We start from the raw sequence: 24,506 nt of genomic DNA, 5'->3' as shown, positions 1-24,506 counted from the left end.
CCTTACCGGACCGCCCTTGATGAAACTCGACCCACAGACCCTTGCGCAGATCACCGCCGCGACGCTCGGCAACTACAACAGCGTGGCCGACGACTTCCGCGCAGGCACCCGCGACCACGATGTCAGCCAGAATATCGACGCGCTGCTGCGCCATATCGAAGGACCGACACCCTGGCAGATTCTCGACTTCGGCTGCGGGCCGGGGCGTGATCTGAAGGCGTTTACCGCGATGGGCCATGTGGCGGTCGGGCTCGACGGCTCCGAACGTTTCGCCGAGATGGCCCGCGCCGAGACCGGCTGCGAAGTGTTGCAGCAAAACTTCCTCGAACTCGACCTGCCGCAAGGCCGCTTCGATGGCCTCTTCGCCAACGCAGTGTTATTCCACATCCCCAAACAGGAGCTGCCGCGCGTCCTGCGTCAGTTGCATGCCACGCTCAAACCGGGCGGCGTGCTGTTCAGCTCCAATCCGCGCGGTGAGAATCAGGAAGGCTGGAACGGCGAACGTTACGGCGCTTATCACGACCTGGAATCATGGCGAAAATTGCTGACCGAAGCCGGCTTTGTCGAACTGGAGCACTACTACCGTCCCGCCGGGCTGCCGAGGGAGCAGCAACCATGGCTGGCGAGTGTCTGGCGGCGTCAGTGATGTCCGGCGTTGTGAAGCCGGTGTGCTGTTACTTCTGACAGTATCGCCCTGGCCACGCAAGCTTTAGCATCGTTGCACAGCAGTACTTGCATACGGCTGACAATGGACCTGACATCAACCGATCAAAGGAACTGATCATGGCGAATGAATATGTGCAGAACGGCGACTTCAGCGACGGCCTTGCCCACTGGGTAACACCGGAGGACTTTGAGCCAGACTTCAAGCCCATGGGGGAAGGCGCAGGTCAAAGCATTAAACTGAACATTGGAGTGGCAATCAGCCAGTCCATCGTCGATCTGCGGGCGAAGACCCTGCATATCGAATTCGATGTGATGAGCGCAGACCTGCGCATAGATGAGGTACTTTTTGTTATAGCCGTGGGTGGCTACAATCAGGAAGGCGCGATGAATCTATCCCCGGTCATCGGCCTCGCAACCCACAAATGGGAACACATTTCCGGCGATATCAAGTTCGGAGAATTGCTTGATGACTTCTTCCTGAACGTATCGGCTCCGTCAGAAGCTTTTATCCTCGCATTTTCAAACTCAAGACTGGCCTCACCGTACGGCCCTGTACGGTTCGCCAATCTCAGCCTGTCCATGATCGACGCCGAAGACGCCGACGGAAACGACTGATTACCGCGTCAGCAGCCCTGCCCCCTGTCACAGGCGGCAGGGCACGCCAGACTCAATGCGCCGGCTGCGCGTGCTCGCCGCCATCCTTGTCAGCCGCTTCGCGACGCTGTTCGTCGGTCGGCTCCTTGATGCGGTACCAGGCCACGTACAACGCGGGCAGGAACAGCAGGGTCAGCAGCGTGGCGATGATGATGCCGCCGATCATGGCGTAGGCCATCGGCCCCCAGAACACCTCACGGGCGATTGGAATCATGCCCAGGCTGGCCGCAGCCGCGGTCAGCAGGATCGGACGACGGCGATGCTCGGTGGCTTCGACCACGGCGTCCCACGGCAGATAACCACTTTTCTCATAGGCATCGATCTGGGTCACCAGAATCACCGAGTTGCGGATGATGATGCCGATCAGCGCCAGCACCCCGAGAATCGCCACGAACCCCAGCGGCGTCCCCGTCGGGATCAGCGCAAGCACCACGCCTATCAGGCCGAGGGGCGCGACACTGGCCACCAGGAACATCTTCTGAATGCTGTGCAACTGAATCATCAGGAAAGTCGCCATGAGGAACAGCATCAGCGGCGCAACGCTGGCAATCGGCCCCTGTGCCTTGCTGCTTTCTTCGACCGTACCGCCGGTTGCAACCTTGTAGCCGACCGGCAGACCCGCGGCAAACTTGTCGATTTCCGGTTGCAACTGCTTGACCAGATCAGTCGGCTGAATCGCGTCGCGGACGGCGCCTTTCACAGTGATGGTCGGCTTTCGATCGCGGCGCCAGACCAATGGCTGCTCCAGCTCGTAACCGACGGTGGCAAACGCCAGCAGCGGGATCGACGTGCCGGTCGGTGTCACGATTTGCAGGTTCTGCAGGGTTTCCGGCGTACCCCGCTCGGCGTCTTCAGCACGGCCGACCACGTTGATCAGGTAGATGTCATCACGCACCTGAGTCACGGTAGAGCCGCTGACCACGCTGTTCATCAGCTTGGCGACGTCCTCGGACGACAGACCCAACTGCCGGGCCTTGTCCTGGTTGATGTCGATGCGCAGCACCTTGCCCGGCTCGTTCCAGTCGTAGATCACTTCGCCTACATGCGGGTTGTGGTCGAGCAGCGTGGCCAGTTCGATAGCGTGCTGACGCACCTTGTCGATGTTCTCGCCGCTGACGCGATACTGCAACGGACGACCCACCGGCGGGCCCATTTCCAGCGCCTGCACATACGACCCGATGCCGACGAAGTCATCACGCAGGCGCTTTTGCAGACGGGCAGTCAACGCGCCGCGCTCTTCCAGGCCTTTGCTGACAATGACCAGCTGGGCGTAGAACGGATTTTCCAGTTGCTGATCGAGTGGCAGGTAAAAACGCAACGCACCCTGGCCGATGTAGGTGCTCCAGCGCTCGATGTCCGGATCGTCATTGAGGCTCGCTTCAAAACGATCCACCACCTTGCGCGTCTCGTTGATCGAGGCGTTCTGCGGCAGGTTCAGGTCGACCAGAATTTCCGGGCGGTCCGAAGACGGGAAGAACTGGTTCTGCACGAACTGCATGGAGAACAGCGACGCGGCGAACAACCCTACCGTGATGGCAATCGCCAGCCAGCGATGACGCATGGCCCAAAGCATGCTGCCGTTGAATGCCCGGCCTATGCGCCCCGGTTCTTCGGATTTGGGTTTGATGTTGGCGCTCAGGATATGCACGCCGATCACCGGCGCAAACAACACGGCAACCACCCACGACACCAGCATCGCCACGGCAATCACGGCAAACAGCGTGAAGGTGTATTCCCCCGCCGAGCTGTTGTTCAGACCGATCGGCACAAAGCCGGCCACGGTCACCAGCGTACCGGTGAGCATCGGGAACGCGGTCGAGGTGTAGGCGTACGTCGCGGCCTGCTCCTTGGATTCCCCCATTTCCAGCCGTGTGACCATCATTTCCACGGTAATCATGGCGTCATCCACCAACAGGCCGAGGGCGATGATCAGCGCGCCGAGGGAAATCCGTTGCATGGTGATGCCGCTGTATTCCATGAACACAAACACCATCGCCAGTACCAGCGGAATCGAGCACGCGACCACCAACCCCGCGCGAAACCCGAGGCTGACGAAGCTGACCAACAGCACGATAATCACCGCCTCGAACAACGCGCTGGTGAAGCCGCCCACGGCCTTGTTCACCACTTCGGCCTGATCCGACACCTTGTGCACGCCAATGCCGACTGGCAGCTCCGCCGTCGTAGAGTCCATACGTTCATGCAGCGCCTTGCCGAACGACTGGATATTGCCGCCCTTCTGCATCGCGATGGCCAGGCCGATCGCCGGTTTGCCATCGAAGCGGAACAGCGGCTTGGGCGGATCGGTGTAGCCACGGGTGATGTCAGCAATGTCGCTCAGACGGTAAAAACGGTCATTGATGCGCAGATTGACTGCAGCCAGATCCTTCTCGGAAGCGAACTGCCCGGAGGTGCGTACCGAAATCCGCTCCGGCCCGGCTTCGATCACCCCGGCAGGCGTCACCGCGTTCTGCGATTGCAGGCTTTGCACCACCTGGCTCTGGTCGATGCCCAGTGCCGCGAGTTTGCGTGTCGAGAAGTTCAGGTACACCACTTCGTCCTGCTGACCGATCATCTCGACCTTGCCCAGGCCGGGCACGTCGCGGATGTCGGCGCGAACCTTCTCGACGTAGTCACGCAACTGACGCATCGAGAAACCGTCTGCGGTAAACGCATAGATCGAGCCGTACACATCGCCGAACTCGTCGTTGAACGACGGGCCTTGCAGCCCCTGCGGGAACTGGCCACGGATGTCATCGACCTTCTTGCGCACCTGATACCAGATCTCCGGTATCGCCTTGGCACTGGTGGTGTCACGCAGGTACACAAAGACCGTGGACTCGCCCGGTCGGGTATAGCTCTTCACGTAGTCCAGCGAGTCCAGCTCTTCGAGCTTCTTCTCGATGCGGTCGGTGACCTGCTCGAGGGTCTCGTCCACCGTCGCGCCCGGCCAGCGGGTCTGGATAATCATGGTCTTGATGGTGAAGGACGGGTCTTCCTCGCGCCCCAGCTTCATGTAGGAAAACACGCCCATCAACAGCGCGACGAACATCAGATACCAGACGAACGACTGATGCTTGATGGCCCACTCGGATAAATTGAAATTCCCTTTCATCGCGGGCTTTCCTCATCGACTTTGACTTTCTGGCCCGGCTTGAGGCTGTTAACGCCCGCGCTCACCACTTTTTCACCCGCTTTGACGCCATCGGTCAGCACGAAGGAGTCGCTGTCACGGCTGGCAATAGTCACCGCTCTGGGGTTCACCGTCTGGCTCTGCGAGTCGACGATCCAGACCTGGCGTTTGCCATCGACTTCCTGCAGGGCATTGATCGGCAGACGCATGCGCGGCGTGATGGTCGAGCTGAGCGTCACGCTGATGGCCGTGCCCAGCCGGAACGCCGCTGGCGTTTGCGCCAGCGACAGACGCGCACGGCGCGTACGTGTGGTGCGGTCGGCCTGGGGCTCGATTTCGCGAATGGTGGCGGTGGTGTTCACTTCCGGATTGAGCTGACTGGCGACGGTGAATACCACGTCGGACGGTAACTGGTCGGCCAATGTATCGGGCAGGTCGATCACCGCTTCCTTGATGTCCGGCCGCGCCAGGGTCACGACTTCCTGACCAGCTGTCACCACCTGTCCGGCTTCGACTTTCCACTCGGTAACCACCGCATCGTGATCACTGCGCAGCTCGCTGTAGCTTAATTGGTCGCGGGCCTGTTGAGCCGCGGCTTTGGCCTGCTCCTGCGACGAGCTGGCGGTCTTCAGGTCGGTCAGGGCGATGTCCAGTTGCGCCTGGGCACCGACGCCGCGATCGAACAGCTCCTGCTGGCGCCGAGCATTGGCCTGGGCGTTGATCAACTGCGCCTGAACATTGGCCAGGTCGCCCTGCCGGGCACGCACCGTGTTCTGCTGATCGGTCGGATCGAGGGTTGCCAGCAAGTCGCCTTTCTTGACTTCAGCGCCTACGTCAACATCGCGCCGGGCAATGCGCCCCGCGACACGGAAGCCCAGCACACTTTGATAACGCGCCTGGATATTGCCGGCGAAACGCCCGAAATCCTGATTCGACTCAGGCCGGACTTCGACAAACACGACGGGACGCACCGGCTCGGGAGGTGCTTCATCCTTGCCACAGCCACTCAATAAAACGCCGCTCAACAGCAGGCTGCCCAGCAACAGACATGACCGACGCTTCATGGCTGCACCTGTGCATTCTGTGGTTTGGGCTGTTCGGCAATGTCGACCTGCATGTCCGGGTGTAACAACTGTCCGCCTGCCACCACAACTTTCTCTCCACTCTTGAGCCCGTCGCCAATGATGACTTTGGACGTCAGGTAACGGGTAACGGTGACCTTGCGCAGATTGACCTTGCCCTGCTCGTCCACCACCCATACGGCAGGCTTGCCCAACTGTTCGCCGAGGTCCTTGGTCAGCGCCGCCCAAGGCAACTCGACACTGGCGTTGGCCGGTGCGCTCAGCGCCACGCTGACCACCGAGCCCAGGTCCATGCCTTCAGGCAGCGGGTCCAGGGCAATCTTGATCTGCAAGGTACCGGTCTGCGCCGACACCGCCGGGGTCACTTCGCGCACTTTGCCGCTGACCTTGATGTTCGGGTTATCGAGCAACGTGACCTGCACGGCCTGATTGGTCGGCGGCTGAACGAACAGCGACTCGTAGACATTGAACACCGCATCGCGATCACCGTCGCGCGCCAGATCGAAAATCGGCATGGTGGCCTGCACCACTTGCCCGACTTCAGCCTGACGCGCGGTGATCACACCCGGAGCGTCAGCGACCAGAGCGGTATAACCCAGTTGCTCGCGAGCATTGGCCAGTTGCGCCTGCGCCGCTTTCAACGAGCTCTCGCTGCCACGCACGGCGGCCTGGGCCGAGTCATATTCGCTGCGACTGGTATAACCCTTGGGCAGCAGCTTTTGCTGACGGACAAACGCAGCGCGGGACTGGCTCACGCGGGCCTGCTCGGCCGCCACAGCAGCAGCGGCCGAATCGACATTGGTCTGCAGATCCTTCGGATCGAGCCGCGCCAGCACCTGCCGGGCAGTGACCCGGTCGCCCACATCGACGTTACGCTGAATGATCTTGCCATTGACCCGGAAAGACAGGCGGGTCTGCACCCGCGCCTGAACATCACCGGTCAGAGCGACACTGGCGGCGAAGTCGGCACTTTTTACCGTCTGCACATAAACCCTGGGCAGTTCGGGCGCCGCCGGTTTCTCCTCACCACAACCGGCCAGCGCCGCCAATGCAGCAGCCAGACCGAACGTAACCAGTCTTGAAATACGAACGGGCATGCAGACTCCTTGTGCGACTGCCAGGTATGGGCGTGATCCGGGCGAGAGAATAGCGTGAGTATGCGACCGTGTGCGAGAGGGAGGGTTCATTGGGGGGCTATTTGCACGGATTTGAAAAGAGGACCTGCCTTGAAATAAGCCAGGCAGGTATTCGGAGCTGATTCAAAAATTGCAGGTACAGACCCGGCAACATCGCCATGAGGGTAAACTTGCCCATGAAAGCTGACCGGCACCCGACACATTACCGAGAATCTGAGCCCTTATTTTTGGCTGGCGCACGATACCGACAAAGCAAACAAGCAAGCTTACTTTTATATGCAAGCAAGCCCATTCATCAGGAATGGCACCCACAGTGCGCACATACACTTTTTATGCAGCCACTCTCAAGACTGCTATTTTTAACTATTTCGGACATCATAACTTTCAATATCGAGTACTTCGTCGACTCCACGCACACGAAAAAAATCCACCCTATCGCCATTCTTCTTCATGACACCAAGCACTGAACGGAGTTTATGCACCCTGTGACCAGCCGCATAATAAATCTTACCTTCAACCATCAATAAATCAGATTTTTGTATTTGAGAAACAATACCTTCCACACCTGGACTATGAGACTTCTCGACCTCATACTCTCTCCACTTTTTACTCAAGTCAGCCGAAGTTTTCTTACTGCCACTACTCGATCGATTTATAGTGGATGCCGGGCCAGCTAAATCTTTTTTAAACCTGCTTTCAGCGCTCTCGAGTTCTTTAGCCTTGGCTCTCATTTGTTTTAACTTGACGCTCGTCTGTTTTAACTTGAAACCCGTCGTAGCAAATGCCCCCAAGCCGGCCATCAAAGAGATGCTCCCGACGACGGTGAGCGTGGTACCGAGCGTACTGTCCGAATCCTTGAGCCCGGCAGCCGTCGCTATTGCGCCTGCTCCGGCAGCACTAAGTACAATGCCTGATATCAAAGCAGCCAACGCCGAGAAATGCCCCGTCGGATCAACCCGATTGACCGGATCGCCCACACAATACGCATACGCATTCAACCCGCCCTTGCCAAACGGGCTCATGCTGTCCGGACTGTTGAAGCGCATCAAAACCGGGTTGTAGGCGCGATAGCCATTGCCGAGCAGGTAATGGCCGGTCAGCGGGTCAGGCTGCTCGCCGTTGAAACCGGGTAGCTCTGCACTAGCCTGCACGGCTTGATGATGCCCGAATGGCGTATAGACAACGTCAGATTGTTGCCCGGCTTCGCTCGCGTGCAGAACGCTATTGTTACGGTCGCCGGCGATCATCGTCGTCACGACCTCATCGCCCTCCCGAAGCTGTTGCGCCAGCAGCTGGCCGCCTGCGCGGACACAGGTTCTTTGCCTGCCGCCCTGCAACTCGGTCATCAGTTGTTCGCCGTTGTAGAACCGGTTGAAGACGGCCTGAGCCAAAGGGGTCAATGTGGACACACGGTCCAGCGGGTCGTAGGTGTACCTGCAGAGGATGGCCATTATCGTTCCTTGATGATGACGAAGTCAGAGCTTCAGCGTGACCCGAGTCGGGATGCAGGTCTACTGGCAGAACTGTCAGCGACCGGGTTTATGCAGAGCGCAAAAAGGATGTTCAAAGAGAAGTGTCTTCAATCTCTGGACCACCACTTCGAATACTTGAACGTGAGGATCCAATGCTATTAGACCGACGTACGGCGCTCTGCTCCAATATCGAAGCTTTTTTCGCAGCTCGCGCGGGAAGTCTGGAACGATAATACGTCCAGCCACGAAGCCCGACGACAGGGACAACAACAACTATAGCAACGCTTCTCAGCGTACGAGCTGCCAGTGAATCACGCTCGAACTTACCTGCAATATAAGAGGCGGTCCATGTCGCACTGGCAATCAGCGCTCCGACACCAATGGCTGCCGAGACTTTTTCCACCGTGGTCGCCGGTCTTCTGAGCGCGGAAGTCTGGGAGAGGACATTATCGACAGCGTTTGCTTCGGGATCCAGCTTCACTCCCTTTATCACAGCCTTTATAGACGAACGAGCCGTCAGAAGGCCAAAAACGCCGGTAACAAGGGCTGTGCCAAGGTAGATGTACGTCTGCACATCATCAATGAGTCCATGTCCCGTAGGATCGGATCGATTGACCGGGTCACCCGCACAATAGCCATACGCATTGACTCCGCCGTTGCCAAACGGACTCAGGCTGTCAGGGCTGTTGAAGCGCATCAGAACGGGGTTGTAGGCGCGATAACCATTGCCCAACAGATAATGACCGGTCAACGGGTCAGGTCGCTCACCGTTGAAGCCTGGCAGCGGGTTCAGCGCTTGCCGATGCCCATAGGGGGTGTAGGCGATAGCGGCAGGCAAGCCGGCCGATACGGTGTGGAGCACGCTGTGCTGTTGGTCCGAGCCGATCAACAACGTGGCGAGCGCTGACTGCGTAGCGAGCAACTGGCGATCGTGATGCAGGAAGCGAAGGTGTTCTGCACCCTGAATCTCGCTGGCCAGCGTGTCGGACTGATAGAACGAACGGGCAATGGACCCTCCCACAGGCGTGCGAGTCGCGAGCCGGTCCAGCGCGTCGTAGCGGTACCGGCATGGAGTGGTTTGCTGGCGCATGACGAGTAACCGGAGTGGTCTTTCAGCGAGGCAGGCCTCTTCAAGCACACAATGCGTTAACTGAACCTTAGCGGCTACTCGTAGAACTGCTAGGTTTCATCAGGGCTGTCAGGGTTCTGAACACATTCCAGCGAGCGCTCCAGCTCGGCCTTGGCCATATTGATCAGATGCACCACCGAGAATGCCAGATCGCGTTTCAGGCCATCGAGGTTGTCACCGGTTTCATACGCGGTGGCAGAGGCACAGCGCAGTATGTCGCTGACCTGTATCAGAGAGTCTTCCAGAGAGTTGGGGAGCGGCGGGGACGGGGTTGAGTTGATCATCGCTTATTCCTTTAGCTGACAAGACCACCAGATGCCTGCTGCTAAACAAACAAGGGTGGCGACTTTGACGCGGGTTAGCAGACCGGTGTGGAACAAGCGCAAGCAACCGGCGCACCCGAAGGTGCCCCACGCAAAGCCGCCATAAACGGCACTTGCGCCACTTGTCATCCACAAACAGGCTGCTAAACCCGATCGCTGGAAAAATCAGCGACCGACGCAGCCTAGAGTGCAGACTTGGCAGGCGCAAGGGCCCGGGATTTTCTAGGAAAGGTCATACGCAGGAAAGAGAAAAGACTGAAAGAAAGGTCCTGCAGGACAGGTTTTTCGTGAGCGGAAGTAACCTGATTCTTCGAGAAGAGGACGCAGAGCGTCCAGAACAGCATTCCCACGCTGGAGCGTGAGGAACGATAGGCGCCCGGGAGATCACTTATCGTTCCTCACGCTCTGCGTGGGAATGCTCTTCATGACGCTCCGCGTCATACATTCAGGAGGACGCAGAGCGTCCGGAAATCCATACCCACGCGGAGCATGGGTACGATGGCGTTCCCGAGATCACTTATCGTTCCTCACGCTCTGGTGTGACCCCCGAAGGTTGGACAATTATCCACCTACGCTGCCTTGGCGGCCTGCATTCTGTATTCCACAGGACTCAGGCCGTTAAGCTTCAGTTTTATGCGTGAGTGATTGTAATACTCAATGTACTCTTCGATACCCGCTTGAAGCTCATCCAGATCGTTAAATTTGTTCAGGTAGAAAAATTCGGATTTCAGCGTGCTAAAAAAGCTCTCAATAGCCGCGTTGTCGTAGCAGTTACCCTTGCGCGACATGCTGGCTGCGATCGAATTCTCATTGAGCAGTCGCTGGTAAATAGGCATCCGATATTGCCAGCCCTGGTCGGAATGCAAAATCGGCTTTTCATGCGGTCCAAGCCGCTTAAATGCTCCTTCAAGCATTTCGTCGACCATGGAGTACAGCGGGCGCCTGGCAATCGCATAGGAAATGATTTCGCCGCTGTACAGATCCATGATCGGCGACAGATAGAGTTTCTGGCCTCCTACTTTGAATTCGGTCACGTCGGTGGCCCATTTCTGGTTAAGGTATTGCGCTTTGAAATCACGCTTTAGCAGGTTAGGCGCGGCCTTGCCTGTTTCGCCTTTGTAGGAACGGTATTTCTTCACGCGTATCAGGCTCTTCAGGCCTAGCTGCCCCATTAGTTTCTGCACCGTCTTGTGGTTCACAAGATGGCCCGCCCTGCGCAAAGCTGCCGTGATGCGACGATAGCCATACCGGCCCTTGTGCTCGTAGAAAGTTGCCTGAATCAGGTCTTTCAGCCCGGCGTATTTGTCATCTGCCAGCAGTACCTTTTGTTGATAGTAAAAAGTGCTGCGTGCCAGACCGGCAAACTTCAGCAGGCCGTCCAGAGGATGTAAAGGCCTCAGTTCCATCACGATTTGCGCTTTTTCTGCTGCGCTATTCGTTGCTTCTTCTGAACCAAGGCATCGAGCTTTTTTAGATAATCGACCTCCATCCGCAGTTGCTTCACCTCGGCAAGCAACTCGTCACGCGAGCGCGATTCATCGTTGATCGGAGCGGAGTTCACAGGGGGAAGGGGCGTCGTCATCTTTCTTGGGCGTCCAACTTTCTTAGGGGGCTTTGAGGATGCGTTAAGAGCACCTTCGTCAAAAAGGCGCTGCCATAGATTGATGATGCCGAACTGACGGATATCGAACAAGGCCGCTGTCTGGCGCAGTGATAATCGCTCATCATGCATGCGCTTCAAAACAGCTAGCTTGAATTCGTCACTGTAACGCTGTCGCCTTTTCTCTTTAAGAGCGGCTGGGCCGTGGATCTGATAAGCCGCGACCCACTGACGAAGGCAGGAAAAGTCCACATCGTGGCGATGCGCAACATCCCTCAAACCTGCCTTGCCGGCACAATACTCTTTCACGGCTGCGAGTTTTGCCTGCTCTGTATATTTACCCATGACGCCTCCAAAGGTTGCATCCAACCTTCGGGGGTCACACCACTCTGCGTGGGAATGCCGTTCGTGACGCTCCGCGTCATCCGCAAACCGCGCCGATCAACTGCCCTCGGTGCCGTGCGCTTCTTCGAAGAAGAAATCCTTCCAGCTCGCCGCCTTGTTTTTCAACACACCCAGCTCATGCAGTTTCTCGGCGTAGATGAAGGTGCGCTGCGGCGTGACGGTGAAGTCGATTTCCGGGTCGGCGACGATTTTCTCTACCAGTGGCAACGGCAGCTTCGATTGCTCGACGCGGATGTAGGTCTGCGCGGCAGCGGGCTTGTCGGCCTTGATGATCTTCTCGGCTTCGGCCAGCGCATCGTAGAACGCCTTGTAGGTCTTGGGGTTTTCGTCGTGAAATTTCTCGGTGGTGTAGAGCACGTTGAACGTCGCCTGGCCGCCCAGCACGTCATAGGAACTGAGCACCTTATGCACGTTGGCGCTCTCCAGTTCCTGGTACTGGAACGGCGGGCTGGAGAAGTGCGAGTTGATTTCCGAGCCACCGGCAATCAGCGCGGAAGTCGCATCCGGGTGCGCGAGGCTGACCGAGATGTTGTCGAATTTCTTGTAGTTGTCGTTACCGAACAGCTTGGCGGTCTCGATCTGCAACGTGCGCGACTGGAAGCCAACGCCCGCAGCCGGAACAGCGATGCGGTCCTTGTCGGTGAAGTCCTTGAGGGTCTTGACGTTGGGGTTGTTGGTCAGCAGGTAGTTGGGCATCGAACCCAGCGAGGCAATCGCCTTGACGTTCTGCTTGCCCTTGGTGCGGTCCCAGACGGTCAGCATCGGCGGCACGCCTGCCGACACCACATCCAGTGCGCCGGCCAGCAACGCTTCGTTCATCGCCGTGGCACCGGAGATGCTGTTCCAGTCGACCTTGATGTCGAGGCCCTGCTCCTTGCCGTGTTTCTCGATCAGTTTCTGATCGCGCACCACGTCGAGGATCAGGTAGCCAATGCCGAATTGCTGAGCGATGCTGATCTTGCCTTCAGCCTGGGCACCGCCGCTGAGCAGCGCGCCAAACAAGCCAAGCGTCGCCGCCAACACACTCAGTGCCGGGCGTTGAAATGCAGTTTTCATGTGGTTCTCACCCTGATTATTCAAAAAAAGACGGCGTTTCAACGCTGCATGCCCCAGCGTTTGACGGTCAGGCGTTCGATGTTGGCGAACAGCAGGTTCTCGACCAGCAGGCCGATGAGGATCACCGCTGCCAGGCCTGCGAAGACCTTGTCGGTATACAGCTCGTTACGGTTCTGGAAGATGTACCAGCCCAGACCGCCCTTGCCGGAGGACGCGCCAAACACCAGTTCGGCGGCGATCAGCGTGCGCCAGGCAAAGGCCCAGCCGATCTTCAGACCGGCGAGAATCGATGGCAGCGCAGCAGGAATCAGGATGTGCCAGACAAAGCGCAGGCCTTTGAGACCATAGTTGCGCCCGGCCATGCGCTGGGTTTCCGAGACACCCAGAAAGCCCGCGTAAGTATTGAGCGCCAGTGCCCACAGCACCGAATGCACCAGCACAAAGATCAGGCTGTTCTGACCCAGCCCGAACCAAAGCAGCGCCAGCGGTAGCAGGGCAATGGCCGGTAGCGGGTTGAACATCGCAGTCAGCGTGCTGAGCAGGTCGCGGCCCAGTTGGGTGGACACTGCCAGGGTGGTCAGGGCGAACGCCAGCACGATGCCGATCAGGTAGCCCTGAATCAGCACGGTCAGGGAGATCCAGACCTTGCCCGGCAACTCACCGGAAATCAGCCCGTCATAAAAGGCGGCAGCCGTTTGTAGAAAGCTCGGCAACAGCAGGTCGTTGTTCTGCAGACGTGCGGCCAGTTCCCAGATCACCGCCAGGGCGATCATGATGACGCATTTGCGCACCCAGCTCAGTTGCCAGATGCGCTGTGCCAGGGGCAGGTCGCGGGTCAGGTCTTCCTGAGTGAAAGGCTCCAGCGTGATTTCATATTCTTCGCGAGCGGGAGGTGCGAGGCTCATGATTCGGGTTCTCGGTAGTCGTAAAAAGCGTATACAGAACGCTCTGGGAAGCGTTAATACGCACAGCATTCATTATTTAGCCTTTGATTCTGCTCGCAGGGCGTGGAGCGAGTTTGTTCGCGAATGGGCCGTTACATTCTCAGAAGATGCATTGTCTGAACTACCGTCTTCGCGAACGAGTTCGCTCCTACGGCCTTCGGCCAGAATCAAAAACCTGTACCAGTGCGGCCAGTCAATAAGCGATCCGGATGTCCTGAAAATTCAGATCCTGCTCCACCGGCCCGGCCTCGCCCTCATCGAACAACAACCGATGAATACGCTGCGCGGTTTGCTGAAAACCGACACCGCCGAGGCTTTTCAGGTCGTATTCATGGCTGTTGATTTCCGCCCGTACACGGCCCGGATGCGGGGACAGCAGCAGGATGCGGTTGCCGACCACCAGTGCTTCTTCGATGGAGTGCGTGACGAACAGCAGCGTAAAGCGCACGTCATCCCACAGCTCCAGCAGCTCTTCCTGCATCTTGCGTCGGGTCAGTGCATCCAGCGCGGCAAAGGGTTCGTCCATCAGCAGGATTTTCGGCTGCATGGCCAGAGCCCGGGCAATCGCCACGCGGGCTTTCATGCCACCGGACAAGGTGTGCGGGTAGGCATCGGCAAACGCACTGAGGCCGACCTTTTCCAGGTAGTAACGTGCGCGCTCCAGCGCTTCGGGGCGCTTCAATGTGCGTGATGCCAGCAGCGGAAACATGACGTTCTCGATCACGGTTTTCCACGGCGGCAGCTGGTCGAATTCCTGAAACACCACGATGCGGTCCGGGCCAGGCTCGGTGACCTGCTGCCCCGCCAGACGAATCTCGCCCTCACTGGGCTCGATGAAACCGGCCACCGCCTTGAGCAGCGTCGACTTGCCGCAACCGGATGGGCCGAGCAGCACGAAACGATCGGCCGGATCGACTTCGAAACTGACTTGGTGCGTCGCCCGCACCACCCGCTCTGGCGTGCGGTATTCGAGGCTGACGCCGCGAACTTGCAACAAGGCTTCAGCGCTGGGCTGAGCAGCCGGCTGCGCTTGGGTGCTGGTGCTGGCCGTGTGGCCTTGCGCGACAGCATTCATGAACGGCTCTCCTGGATCAAAATGGCGCGGTGCCTTGAATGGTCGTGCGATGCAGTTTGCGGCGCAGATGCGCCGGGCAGCCGGCAGCCAGGTGGATCAGGGAACGGTTGTCCCAGAACACCATGTCGTTGGCCCGCCACTGGTGCCGATAAATGTGCTCGGGCTTCACGCTGTGAGCATAAATCTCGTTGAGAATCTGACGGCTCTCGTCTTCCGGCAGACCGAGGATGCGTGTAGTGAAACCCTCGCTGACAAACAGTGCCTTGCGCCCGTTTTCAGGGTGAGTGCGAACGATCGGATGGCTGACTTCAACTACCTGCGCCAGTTGCTCGGCGGTCAGGGTCGGACGCCAGTTGGCGGCGTTATGGCCCTCGGCGTAGCGTGCGGTGTAACTGTGCACCGCTGAACGCCCCTCGACGGCATCGCGCAGGTGTTGCGGCAACGTTTCCCATGCCAGGTGCATGTCTGCAAACAGCGTATCGCCGCCTTCACTCGGCAACTCCTGGGCGTAAAGCATCGAGCCCAGGCTCGGCAACTCTTTGTATGACAGGTCCGAATGCCAGTATTTACCGGCATCGCCCAGGCCCACAGGCTTATCGTTCTCGACAATGTTGGAGACGATCAGGATTTCCGGGTGGTTGGCCAACAGAAACTGCTTGAGCACATGGATCTGCAGCACCCCGAAGCGCCGGCTGAAATCGATCTGCTGTTGCGGCGTGATCTGCTGATCGCGAAACACCACCACATGATGGTCCAGATGTGCCTGATGCAAACGAGCGAAGTCGGCATCGTTCAACGGCCTGGACAGATCCAGCCCAACGATTTCCGCGCCCACCTTTTCGGTGAATGGACGCACTTCGAACGATTGCGAAGCCGGTTGAGCGGACGATGAAGCGAGGGAGGCTGCTGGCATGAGAACTCCGACTCCAGGACTGTGTGACTGAAAGAAGAAACTCTATAGATATAAGAAAGAGAATTTAAATACCGTTAAGGAATATCGATAGTGCTGAATTTTTCACTGCTTCGCTGTGTAGCTTCAGCCAGCATAAATGTGTCACGACAGATACATCCAAGTGTAAGACCGCCTTGCTAGGGTCGGCGCCTTATTCGACCTGAGTGAAGCGCCCGCTATGCGATCCAATAAACCGGTTGCCCATGTAATGGTGTCGTCATTGATACTGTCGCTGCTTGCCGTCTCGGTTCAGGCAGCGAGCCGTGCCAATGACAATCGTATAAACGGTGTGGACCTGCTCTCCGGGTTCAACACCCTGTGGACAGCCGGTGCAACCTGGGACACCGGCACGCCCACCGCGCTGGGTCAGAGCCTGCTTCGGCGCAACCTGCAGATCGTGGTCGACCGCGCCAACTCGCGCACGCTGGCGCAGGAAACCGCTGCCTACTTCGATGACCGCCGCGACCAGAGCTACAGCGCCATCAGCGGCCTGGGCTCGCTGAGCGATGCTTATAAAGCCGGCGCGGGCGCGTTCACAACGATCACGCAATTCGACGACAGCAACAAAACCGTCAGGTACGACGACAAGGGCAATGGCGCAGGCAGTTCGTCTTCGGCGCTGGGCAAGGTGGTCGATCTGGTCGGCGCGGTGCGCAACGATGCCTCCACGACTCCGGCCAAGTCCCACTATCTGTATCCACGACCATGGCGGCAGAGCCTCGACGGACAGAGCCTGGCATTCGTCGTCGCGCCCTCCCTGCGCCCGGCCGAAAGCACCACGCCGGCCAGTGACTCGGGTTTCCCCAGCGGTCACACCAACGCCGCTTACCTGTCAGCCTACGCCTTGGCCTACGCGATCCCCGAGCGGTTCAGCGAGTTGATGCTGCGTGCTTCGGAAATCGGCGACAACCGCATCGAAGCGGGCATGCACTCGCCCTTCGACGTGATGGGCGGGCGTATTACGGCGACCTATTTCGCCATCGACAACCTGTCCAATTCCGCCAACACGCAATTGCGCGCCGATGCTCGCGCACAGGCGCTGGCCTACTTCACCGCTCAGTGCGGCGGCGACGTCAACAATTGCATGACGGCCATCGACCCGGCCACCGACCGCACGTCCCAGCACGCGCAGGACAAGGCGCTGTACACCGCGCGCATGACCTACGGCTTCGACCCGGTCGGCCCGACCAACCTGGCCCCGGTCGTGCCGACCAACGCGGAAGTGCTGCTGGAAACACGCTTCCCGTACCTCGACGCCAGCCAGCGTCGCGAGATTCTGGCGACCACTGAACTGTCATCGGGCTATGCAGTGATCGATCAGTCAGGTGGCTACGGTCGCCTGAACCTGTATGCCGCAGGCGATGGCTACGGCGCGTTCAATTCCAACGTCACCGTCAACATGAACGCCAGCCTGGGCGGCTATAACGCCATCGACGCCTGGCGCAACGACATCAGCGGCAGCGGTGCGCTGATCAAGAACGGTACGGGCAACCTGATCCTGACCGGCAACAACACCTACTCGGGCGGCACGCTGATCAACGGCGGCACCCTGACCGGCCATGCCCAGGCCTTCGGCAGCGGCACGATCACCGACAACGCAACGCTGGTGGTCGATCAGTCCACCAACGACACCCTCGCCAACACCCTCACGGGCACCGGCGCGCTGATCAAGCGCGGCGTCGGTTCACTGAACCTGACCGGCAACAGCAGCCTGTCCGGCGCGACGACCGTGCAGGCCGGTCGCCTGGCAGTGAATGGCAACCTCGGTAACTCCATCGTCAGCGTGCAGCAAGGCGCGACGCTGGGTGGCAACGGCACCGTCGGCGGCATCAACGTCGCTCAGGGCGGCGTGGTCGCGCCGGGTAATTCGGTCGGGCAACTGAACGTCAACGGTGACGTCAACCTGGCTCAGGGTTCGGTCTATCAGGTCGAGTCGGACGCCAGTGGCAAAGCCGACCGCATCGTCGCCAGCGGTCGCGCGACGATCAATAACAGCACGCTGTCACTGGTTGAAGGCGGTAACTGGCTGGCCGCGAGCCGTTATTCGATCCTCTCCGCAGCCGGTGGCGTGAGCGGTGCATTTGCCGCCGTGCAAACCAACTTCGCGTTCCTTACTCCGACGTTGAACTACACCGCGACCGATGTCGGCCTGACACTGGATCGCAACGCACAAACCTTCGCCAGCCTGGCGACCACGCGCAATGCCAAGGCGGTCGCACAGGGTCTGGACAGCGCGGGGGCAGGCAATGCGCTGTGGCGTCAGGTGGTGCAGGACGACGCCTCGACGGCGCAGGCCACGTTCAGCGCGCTGTCCAACGAGCTGCATGCATCGACCCAATCTGCACTGATCGAAGACAGTCGGCTGGTGCGCAATGCCATGAATGCTCGCATGCAACAAGCGCAATTCGCACAGGCATTCGGCAGCACCACGCAAACCCTGGCCGGTGATGCCTCGCGCGGTGTGGTGTGGAGCCAGGCCATCGGCGCGACCGGTCAGACCGACAGCAGCAGTGACGCCTCGGGCCTCGAAACCCGCACCAGCGGCCTGCTGTTCGGCGCCGACGTACCGCTCGACGACACCTGGCGTGTGGGTGCATTGGCCGGCTTCAGCAACAGCAGCTTCGACCTGCGCCACGCGTCCGGCTCGACCGACAGCGACAACTACCACCTGGGTGTCTACGGCGGCGCGAAATGGGGCCAACTGGGCCTGCGCCTCGGCGCGGTACGCACCTGGCATGAGCTGACCGCCAAGCGCACGCTGGACCTGCCGGGCTCGTCCGAGCACTTCAAGGAAGACTACAAGGCAGCGACCAATCAGGTCTTCGGCGAACTGGGCTACACCCTGGAAATGGGCAACGCACAGCTTGAACCCTTCGCCAACCTGGCACACGTACGCCTGGACACCGACGCCTTCGACGAGAACAGCAACGCCATCAGCCTGCAGAACAAATCCCAGGACAACCACATCACCTTCAGCACCCTGGGCCTGCGTGCAGCGACTCACTTGAGCGCTGGCAACGTCGTGATCAAACCCAACGCCACACTGGGCTGGCGTCGCACCTACGGCGACGTCACCCCGGAAAGCCGCTCGGCCTTCAGCGGCGGCAGCACCTTCGAACTCTCCGGCGCCCCCATCGCCCGCAGCGCAGCCGTGCTCGGCGCAGGTGTCGACCTGGGGTTGAGCGATACCTTGAGCGTGGGCCTGAGCTATGACGGTCAGGTGAGCAACGACGCATCGGATCAGTCGCTGAATGCTCGGGTGACGTTGGCGTTTTAAGGCTGAAGCGGCGGCTCTCTGTAGGGGCGGAGAGCAGCCTGCCGAAGTTATCAGGGGGTCTGAGCGCTCTTGCGTTGACCCTCGACTTCATCCAACTCCAGCTCTCTCGTTTTCATTTCCCGGCCTCCCGATCAGCCTCAACAATCGAGGTCGGGAAAGGGCTGCGTGCCTTTGCAAACCACCACAGGGCACCCGCTCCGATAACGCTCGTCAGCACGGCCAGCATCAGGATGACCTGGCGAATGCCCAAGGGCGCCGCGAGCAGGGCCACCAGCAAACCCGCCAGAGGCTGCGACAGGTTGTTGAGCAACGTGATCACGCCCACCGTCTTGCCGAAGTCCTGAGGCGGTATCACCCGCTGCCGGAGGGTGCGCATGTAGACGTTGAACATCTTGTCGAAACCGACGATCAACAGGAACCCCAACGCATAGCCAATCAGGTTCGGGCTCAGGGCGCTGATGAATGCCCCGGTCGCGATCATCGAAAAGCCGACGCCACCCAGCACGCGCATAGGCAGAGCCACGCGGGCCAGGAAGAACAGGATCACGATGGTCGTCACCGCGCCCGCCGCCTGCAGCCCGGCATAGCTGTCTTTGCCGGCGCTGTACTCACCGATCACCATGGCTGCCGAGGTCGCCAGCGTGACACCGACGATCAGGTTGACGCCTACCGCCAGCGTGATGATCTTTTTCAATTCCGCGAGGCTGCGGATGTGCCCGAAGGCAATCCGCAATGGCTGCAGCCAGATGTCCTGATGCTGCTCGAACACCTCAAGCGTGATACGGCTGAGACGTTGCCACGCGAGCATGCTCAGGTCTGCCAGCAGAAAAAGGCCGGCGGTCAACAGCACCACCCAGTGCCAGGCCCACACTTCAAGCATCAGTGCCGCGACCAAGGGCCCGAGAACCAGCCCTGACTGGTCGGCGATCTGGGAATAGGACAGCGTTCTGGTGTAGCTGTAGTGCTGAAAGATATACGGCATGAGCACTTCGCGCGCCATGATGCCTTGCGTGGTCAGCACCCCGCACAGTGCCGATAACACCACCAGCCATCCGATACCGCCAAAGATGGCGTAGAGCACCATCGCCAGCACGCACAGCGATGCCCGGTAGATCTGGCTGATATGCAGAATTTTGACTGGCGGGTATTTGTCGCAGAGGGCACCGCACAACGGAAACGCGAGAAACCTCGGCAGCGATTCGACGAAAAACGCCAGCCCGGCCCATGAAGCGCTGTTGGTGGTCTGGAATACCACCAGCGGCACGATAAACAACAGGATCTGGTCCGCCAGTCTCGATAGAAAAAGCGAGATAAAAAAAGCGAGGTAATCCTTACGCATGGAGAACTCCTGTCAGTAAGCGGTGTGGCATAGCGGCCAGAAGAAACATTAGTAAGCGGATCCCGTACCGTCATTGAGGTTATGTCGCTCGTCCCCACGCAAAGGCGGATTGAAGACGCTGACCAGTATCAGGTCCTGCTCCTTGCCTCCGCGCAGAAAGTGCCGATCGTGCTGGTCAAGCACATACACATCCCCAGGCCGGATCGGAAATACGTTGCCTTGCATGTCCTCGACTTCGCCTTCACCTCCAATGCAATAGCACGCCTCAAGGTGATTGCGGTAATGCAAGAGCGACTCTGTGCCCGCGCGGACAATGGTGTGGCACAGCGTAAAGCCCATAGCATCACGTTCAGTGAGCAGACGGTGACTGGTTCCGGCGCCCCATTCGACGAAATAAGGGGTGTTCTCGACATCGGTTTTGTTGCGAACAAACATGTGAAACCTCTCTGAGGTGGCCGACGGGAAAAAACTCAATTCTTTTGAGCGTTGTCAGTGGCAGGCCGCAGAATCGCGTCGCCACAGGCCTGCATCGTTTCGTTCCAGGTCACGTCTCGGTGCGCGGCCATCGCCTGGATATCACGCCAGTGACGCTGAAGCGGGTTACTGGCAACCAAGGAAGACGCACCGAGCCTTTCCACTAACCGGTGCACGGCCTGCACGCATTGTTGCGCCAGATAGGCGCGGTCGCGCTTGAGCTGCAACAATTGCGCTGCGTCCAGAACCCGGTCACTGAGTCCCGCCTCGTGCAGCCGGGAGATCAACGAGTCATACAACAGCTCGACGCTGTAGAGCTGTGCGGCCGAGTGTGCAGCCTGTTCGGCGATCCGGGGATCACTTACCGCCGATGAACTGTTGAAGGCCGCTACAAACGCGGCAAGAGCACCCTCTGCACAGCCCAGTAGCGGGCCAATGATCGAGGTGGTCAGATAGGGCACGAGGGGCAACCTGTCGATGTAGTCGCACGCCAATGCAAGCGGGTCCTGCGCAAACACTTCATGCAGCGCGAAGACGCGGTCATGCGGCACCAACAACCGCCGGAGCAGCACGTCGTGAGAACCGGTTGCCGCCATACCGCAGCTGTCCCAATTGTGAAGCCTCTCCACTTCGTTGGCGGCGACCAGCACCAGAAAGCGCGGGGTGCAAGCGGCTTCAGGGTGGTCAGCGCAGGGGGCGTTGAGCATTAACCAGGTAGCATCCTCAATGCCCGAACTGAAGCGCCAGCGCCCGTCAACCCGAACACCTTCTGGTTCAAAGGACAGCAGGCTATCGGTACTGGTAGATGCTGAAGCGAACAACTGTCGTGGGCCATGGCTGTAAAGCTGGTCTACGCAGGCGGGGGGCAGTCGCCGGGCGATTGAGCCGTGACCACCCACCAACGCCAGCATCCAGCCTGTGGAGGCACACGCCCGAGCCGCAATCCGTGCGCTTTCTACCAGAGTGGGCCAGTGACCCGTACCTGTGACAGGCGCGCGTGGCGACACCAGATCCAGCCAGCCTTCGGTAAACAGTTCGTCGAATGTGCTACTGCTCAGCCGGCGATTTGTTTCGGCCACAGCAGCCCGCTCTCGCCACAAAGGCAGATACGCGACCGCCCGCTGACACATCAAGGACACTACGTTGCGCTGGAACGCTTGCTCGGCAGGCTCAAGCATCGCCAAACTCCACAACACCTTTTTGCGAAGGAGCTATGGCGCCAAGACGCGAACGTTCAAAGCAAAAATCCGCTGGCTGGACTGTCGGGCCCAGTAGATCCAGAAACTGTTCTAACTGTTGCGGGTCGTCCGAGGCAACGAACTCACAGAAGTTGCTGCTGCTCCATAGCAGGTGCACACATTTGAAGCGAGCGCAAAGAGCGCTCACCAGCGCTTCCAGCGTGACTTGACCGTTTTGCATGTATTCGAGCATCTGCTGGCGCTTCCAGCGTATCTCTTCTTCACTGAAGTAGCGGGTCTTGAACTGCTCATCCTTGATCCGCTCCCGCAAAAGGTATTCTTCCGGATCGGGGTGATCGAGCTTCTCCAGAAAAAATACCAGGCCGCCCGGCTTCAGAAACTGCTTGATGTGGGAAATCTGGCCAACGCGGTCACGGGTATAGAACTGGAATGCGGCCATCTCATAGATGAAGTCGAATCCCCCCCTGAAGCGATCGTATTCGGGGGTCGCCAACAGAGCGCCTGTTACCTTGAACACCGACTGCGCAAAGAACAACGACAACGCCGGGTCGGCATGCCGATTGAAGGTAATCTGATTGGCCGCGTTCGGAGAGGACGTAAAGCTTTGAATCAAGCCATGCGAATGACCCGCGAGTGCGCGGCCGTTACTTCCGTCAAAGGCGTCCACTTCAAACAGGCTGAAGGTTTGGCCTGTTTCCCTGCTATTTAGCTGAGCAAAACGGGCCAGCGCAACGCCGACTCTGGCCAGTTCCTCAAGGATGTAGGGCACGCTGGCCAGAAAGTGGGAAAATAATGGCCCGGCACCCGAGATGAGTCGATCGTGGTAATCAAGGACCTGCGGGTCCTGGATATCGCATCGTAGATGACTGTCCAGGGACTGCAAGGGCACTTGAGTGGCACCTGTTGCCAGACTGTGGAAGTGTCCTGCAAGTTTCAGCATCGCACTCTGTTGCAGGTCACGGTCGAGGGGCGTGTCGACATTTGGCTGGAGTAACGTCTTCATGGCATAGCTCCTTCTATCAGATCAGTCCTTTGGCGGAAAACTTGCCCGAATCGGTTTTTGGCAGAGCCTCAAGAAACACGCACTGAGTCGGGACCATGTGCCAATCCAGATGCGCCTTGCAATAGTCGATCAGCGTTTGTCCGCTGGTCTGACGGTGGTCGCTATCAAGCACGATGCACGCCTTGGGCACATGCCCGGCCGACTCGTCAGCGACCGGCACCACCAGCACCTCGGCAACCGCCGGGTGCGAAGCCAGACACTGCTCGATCTCCCGTGGGTTCACGTTCCAGATATTGCGCGCAAATACGTCGTCCTTGCGGGCAACATAGTAGAGATAGCCCTCTGCGTCCTGCTTGAACAGATCGCCCGTGCGGTACAGCCGCGAGTGACCGAAAGCATTGTGAACAAAGGCTCTGGCGTTCGCTTCAGGCATGTCCCAGTACTCAAGCATCAGGTAGTCGCTTGTCACCAGCAACTCGCCAACCTGCCCAGGCTGGTCGATCACCCGGTCATGCTCGTCCAGCAAGTACAGACTGACACCGGGCAGAGGTTTGCCTACAGACGTTGGCCGACGATCAATTTCCTCGGGGGGCAGGTAGCTCACGCGCTTGCATTCAGTGAGTCCGTAGTTGGAGAAAATCTGCACCTGAGGCAGCGCCTGGCGAATGCGCTGAATGTGACGGCTATGAAGGGCCTGTCCGCTGCTGGAGATATAACGCAAGCCAGGTACCCGTGCCTGCCACTCGGGTCCGGCATTGGCCAGCAGGCAAAATACCGGAGGAAAGACATGCATTGCGGTCACCGCCTCGCGTTCGACGACCGCGAGTACTTCTTCTGCGCTACCTGCAGGCCGGCTCTCAATGACACTGGTAGCCCCTGCGTACAACGGCATCATTACGTTATAGACGCCGTAGTCCGATGCCAGTGTTGAGTAGCTGAGGATTCGGTCATCGGCTTCGTTACCCAGGTAAGCAGTGACCCGACTGCTGGCCGCCAACATGATGCGGTGATTGACGAGTACGCCTTTCGGATTGAAGGTCGACCCCGAGGTATAAAATATCGATGTGGGGCGTTCAGGGTCATCGGTCAATAATGAGGCTACGGCGCTCACTTCATCGCGGTACCCCGAGACAGCCTCGGCAAGTTGAATAACCCCAGGTATTGCTGTTGGAATCGGGACAGTGAGCAAAACAAGCTCGAGACCGGCCTCATTGATCAAGTCAGGCAAATCATCAGTGCAGTCGGTGATCAGCACCCGGGCACCGGAATGCTTGAGTTGATGAATCAGCTTGGTACGGCTGAGGGTGTGATGAGTCGCAGCGGTGATCACTCCGGCTTGCAGCATACCCAGATAGCTTGCGATCAGGTCAATGGAGATCGGCGCGTAGAGACCTACACGGTCGCCAGGGAGGATACCGAGCGTTGCAAGCAACGACGCGATGTCATCTACCCGCTGTTGCAATTCCCGATAAGAAGTCGCCTGCCCGTCTAGAATAATGGCCGGCTTGGTCGGATATCTACGGGCGTTATCTGCGATAACCTGATGAAACAACTGCATCGTTTAACTTCCTTTTAAGCGAAACATCC

Annotated in this window: 19 protein-coding genes; 3 read left to right on the top strand and 16 right to left on the bottom strand. The window is 58.9% G+C overall.

The window, feature by feature from the left end; all coding sequences use genetic code 11:
- Positions 1-19 precede the first annotated feature (19 nt).
- Together KUIN1_RS01895 and KUIN1_RS01890 are read left to right on the top strand one after the other, a co-directional pair.
- A complete protein-coding gene (locus tag KUIN1_RS01895; protein ID WP_024661045.1) occupies positions 20-646 on the top strand; it encodes a class I SAM-dependent methyltransferase in 627 nt (208 codons plus the stop codon).
- A 137-nt stretch (positions 647-783) separates the two neighbouring features.
- A complete protein-coding gene (locus KUIN1_RS01890) occupies positions 784-1,281 on the top strand; it encodes a hypothetical protein (protein ID WP_103359484.1) in 498 nt (165 codons plus the stop codon).
- Positions 1,282-1,333: 52 nt separating this feature from the next.
- On the opposite strand, the gene KUIN1_RS01885 is transcribed toward KUIN1_RS01890, so the two are convergent.
- From KUIN1_RS01885 to KUIN1_RS01830, 11 genes are all read right to left on the bottom strand, one after another.
- Positions 1,334-4,435: an efflux RND transporter permease subunit gene (locus tag KUIN1_RS01885; protein ID WP_152091798.1), complete on the bottom strand. Its 3,102-nt coding sequence runs from the start codon at positions 4,433-4,435 to the stop codon at positions 1,334-1,336.
- Complete coding sequence (locus tag KUIN1_RS01880; protein WP_024639257.1) at positions 4,432-5,517, bottom strand: efflux RND transporter periplasmic adaptor subunit; 1,086 nt, start codon at positions 5,515-5,517, stop codon at positions 4,432-4,434. Before KUIN1_RS01880 ends, KUIN1_RS01885 begins: the two co-directional genes overlap by 4 nt.
- The gene (locus KUIN1_RS01875; protein ID WP_011266337.1) at positions 5,514-6,632 is read right to left on the bottom strand and encodes an efflux RND transporter periplasmic adaptor subunit; all 1,119 of its coding nucleotides are present in this window, start codon (positions 6,630-6,632) and stop codon (positions 5,514-5,516) included. The genes KUIN1_RS01880 and KUIN1_RS01875 overlap by 4 nt, the downstream gene beginning before the upstream one ends.
- A gap of 398 nt (positions 6,633-7,030) precedes the next feature.
- Positions 7,031-8,122 (bottom strand): RHS repeat-associated core domain-containing protein, encoded by a 1,092-nt coding sequence (locus KUIN1_RS27870; RefSeq protein WP_232060012.1) that lies wholly within the window; start codon positions 8,120-8,122, stop codon positions 7,031-7,033.
- 112 nt (positions 8,123-8,234) lie between these two features.
- On the bottom strand, positions 8,235-9,233 hold the full coding sequence (locus KUIN1_RS01865; protein ID WP_116886675.1) for an RHS repeat-associated core domain-containing protein: 999 nt from the start codon (positions 9,231-9,233) through the stop codon (positions 8,235-8,237).
- Positions 9,234-9,322: 89 nt separating this feature from the next.
- Positions 9,323-9,556 carry a DUF6124 family protein gene (locus KUIN1_RS01860; RefSeq protein WP_024641568.1) on the bottom strand — a complete coding sequence of 78 codons (234 nt, stop codon included), beginning with the start codon at positions 9,554-9,556 and terminating at the stop codon, positions 9,323-9,325.
- A 608-nt stretch (positions 9,557-10,164) separates the two neighbouring features.
- Positions 10,165-11,540 (bottom strand): IS3-like element ISPsy9 family transposase gene (locus KUIN1_RS01850; protein ID WP_152091779.1). Its coding sequence is split into 2 segments (ribosomal slippage): positions 10,165-11,069 and positions 11,069-11,540, totalling 1,377 coding nucleotides; the frame shifts between segments, so codons are not numbered across the junction.
- A gap of 96 nt (positions 11,541-11,636) precedes the next feature.
- The gene (locus KUIN1_RS01845; protein ID WP_116830728.1) at positions 11,637-12,656 is read right to left on the bottom strand and encodes an ABC transporter substrate-binding protein; all 1,020 of its coding nucleotides are present in this window, start codon (positions 12,654-12,656) and stop codon (positions 11,637-11,639) included.
- A 38-nt stretch (positions 12,657-12,694) separates the two neighbouring features.
- Positions 12,695-13,561: an ABC transporter permease gene (locus KUIN1_RS01840; RefSeq protein WP_032655458.1), complete on the bottom strand. Its 867-nt coding sequence runs from the start codon at positions 13,559-13,561 to the stop codon at positions 12,695-12,697.
- Positions 13,562-13,793: 232 nt separating this feature from the next.
- Positions 13,794-14,675 carry an ABC transporter ATP-binding protein gene (locus KUIN1_RS01835; protein WP_152091797.1) on the bottom strand — a complete coding sequence of 294 codons (882 nt, stop codon included), beginning with the start codon at positions 14,673-14,675 and terminating at the stop codon, positions 13,794-13,796.
- A gap of 16 nt (positions 14,676-14,691) precedes the next feature.
- Entirely contained in the window at positions 14,692-15,588 is an 897-nt protein-coding gene (locus KUIN1_RS01830) for a TauD/TfdA dioxygenase family protein (protein WP_152091796.1), read from the bottom strand.
- 217 nt (positions 15,589-15,805) lie between these two features.
- On the opposite strand from KUIN1_RS01830, the gene KUIN1_RS01825 reads away from it, so the two are divergent.
- Positions 15,806-18,904 (top strand): autotransporter domain-containing protein, encoded by a 3,099-nt coding sequence (locus KUIN1_RS01825; protein WP_152091795.1) that lies wholly within the window; start codon positions 15,806-15,808, stop codon positions 18,902-18,904.
- 112 nt (positions 18,905-19,016) lie between these two features.
- Here KUIN1_RS01825 and KUIN1_RS01820 read toward each other — a convergent pair whose 3' ends face one another.
- From KUIN1_RS01820 to KUIN1_RS01800, 5 genes are read right to left on the bottom strand one after another with little or no spacing between them, the layout of a single operon-like run.
- On the bottom strand, positions 19,017-20,243 hold the full coding sequence (locus KUIN1_RS01820; RefSeq protein WP_024659621.1) for an MFS transporter: 1,227 nt from the start codon (positions 20,241-20,243) through the stop codon (positions 19,017-19,019).
- A 48-nt stretch (positions 20,244-20,291) separates the two neighbouring features.
- Entirely contained in the window at positions 20,292-20,678 is a 387-nt protein-coding gene (locus KUIN1_RS01815; RefSeq protein WP_003403190.1) for an ectoine synthase, read from the bottom strand.
- A gap of 35 nt (positions 20,679-20,713) precedes the next feature.
- The gene (locus tag KUIN1_RS01810; RefSeq protein WP_152091794.1) at positions 20,714-21,895 is read right to left on the bottom strand and encodes an acyl-CoA dehydrogenase family protein; all 1,182 of its coding nucleotides are present in this window, start codon (positions 21,893-21,895) and stop codon (positions 20,714-20,716) included.
- Positions 21,888-22,919: a hypothetical protein gene (locus KUIN1_RS01805; RefSeq protein WP_003403194.1), complete on the bottom strand. Its 1,032-nt coding sequence runs from the start codon at positions 22,917-22,919 to the stop codon at positions 21,888-21,890. Before KUIN1_RS01805 ends, KUIN1_RS01810 begins: the two co-directional genes overlap by 8 nt.
- A gap of 16 nt (positions 22,920-22,935) precedes the next feature.
- Positions 22,936-24,477 carry a class I adenylate-forming enzyme family protein gene (locus KUIN1_RS01800; RefSeq protein WP_003403196.1) on the bottom strand — a complete coding sequence of 514 codons (1,542 nt, stop codon included), beginning with the start codon at positions 24,475-24,477 and terminating at the stop codon, positions 22,936-22,938.
- Positions 24,478-24,506: the final 29 nt, after the last annotated feature.

The organism is Pseudomonas sp. KUIN-1, assembly GCF_009176725.1.
In the GTDB taxonomy this organism is placed as follows: domain Bacteria; phylum Pseudomonadota; class Gammaproteobacteria; order Pseudomonadales; family Pseudomonadaceae; genus Aquipseudomonas; species Aquipseudomonas fragariae.
This window is presented reverse-complemented; position numbering and strand designations above follow the sequence as displayed.

Bases quoted from the DNA above. Each gene is read 5' to 3' on its own strand.
- KUIN1_RS01825 (WP_152091795.1), top strand. From the start codon at position 15,806: ATGCGATCCAATAAACCGGTTGCCCATGTAATGGTGTCGTCATTGATA.
- KUIN1_RS01895 (WP_024661045.1), top strand. From the start codon at position 20: ATGAAACTCGACCCACAGACCCTTGCGCAGATCACCGCCGCGACGCTC.
- KUIN1_RS01815 (WP_003403190.1), bottom strand. From the start codon at position 20,678: ATGTTTGTTCGCAACAAAACCGATGTCGAGAACACCCCTTATTTCGTC.
- KUIN1_RS01875 (WP_011266337.1), bottom strand. From the start codon at position 6,632: ATGCCCGTTCGTATTTCAAGACTGGTTACGTTCGGTCTGGCTGCTGCA.
- KUIN1_RS01800 (WP_003403196.1), bottom strand. From the start codon at position 24,477: ATGCAGTTGTTTCATCAGGTTATCGCAGATAACGCCCGTAGATATCCG.
- KUIN1_RS01880 (WP_024639257.1), bottom strand. From the start codon at position 5,517: ATGAAGCGTCGGTCATGTCTGTTGCTGGGCAGCCTGCTGTTGAGCGGC.
- KUIN1_RS01840 (WP_032655458.1), bottom strand. From the start codon at position 13,561: ATGAGCCTCGCACCTCCCGCTCGCGAAGAATATGAAATCACGCTGGAG.
- KUIN1_RS01810 (WP_152091794.1), bottom strand. From the start codon at position 21,895: ATGCTTGAGCCTGCCGAGCAAGCGTTCCAGCGCAACGTAGTGTCCTTG.
- KUIN1_RS01860 (WP_024641568.1), bottom strand. From the start codon at position 9,556: ATGATCAACTCAACCCCGTCCCCGCCGCTCCCCAACTCTCTGGAAGAC.
- KUIN1_RS01865 (WP_116886675.1), bottom strand. From the start codon at position 9,233: ATGCGCCAGCAAACCACTCCATGCCGGTACCGCTACGACGCGCTGGAC.
- KUIN1_RS01835 (WP_152091797.1), bottom strand. From the start codon at position 14,675: ATGAATGCTGTCGCGCAAGGCCACACGGCCAGCACCAGCACCCAAGCG.
- KUIN1_RS01820 (WP_024659621.1), bottom strand. From the start codon at position 20,243: ATGCGTAAGGATTACCTCGCTTTTTTTATCTCGCTTTTTCTATCGAGA.
- KUIN1_RS01845 (WP_116830728.1), bottom strand. From the start codon at position 12,656: ATGAAAACTGCATTTCAACGCCCGGCACTGAGTGTGTTGGCGGCGACG.
- KUIN1_RS01885 (WP_152091798.1), bottom strand. From the start codon at position 4,435: ATGAAAGGGAATTTCAATTTATCCGAGTGGGCCATCAAGCATCAGTCG.
- KUIN1_RS27870 (WP_232060012.1), bottom strand. From the start codon at position 8,122: ATGGCCATCCTCTGCAGGTACACCTACGACCCGCTGGACCGTGTGTCC.
- KUIN1_RS01830 (WP_152091796.1), bottom strand. From the start codon at position 15,588: ATGCCAGCAGCCTCCCTCGCTTCATCGTCCGCTCAACCGGCTTCGCAA.
- KUIN1_RS01890 (WP_103359484.1), top strand. From the start codon at position 784: ATGGCGAATGAATATGTGCAGAACGGCGACTTCAGCGACGGCCTTGCC.
- KUIN1_RS01805 (WP_003403194.1), bottom strand. From the start codon at position 22,919: ATGAAGACGTTACTCCAGCCAAATGTCGACACGCCCCTCGACCGTGAC.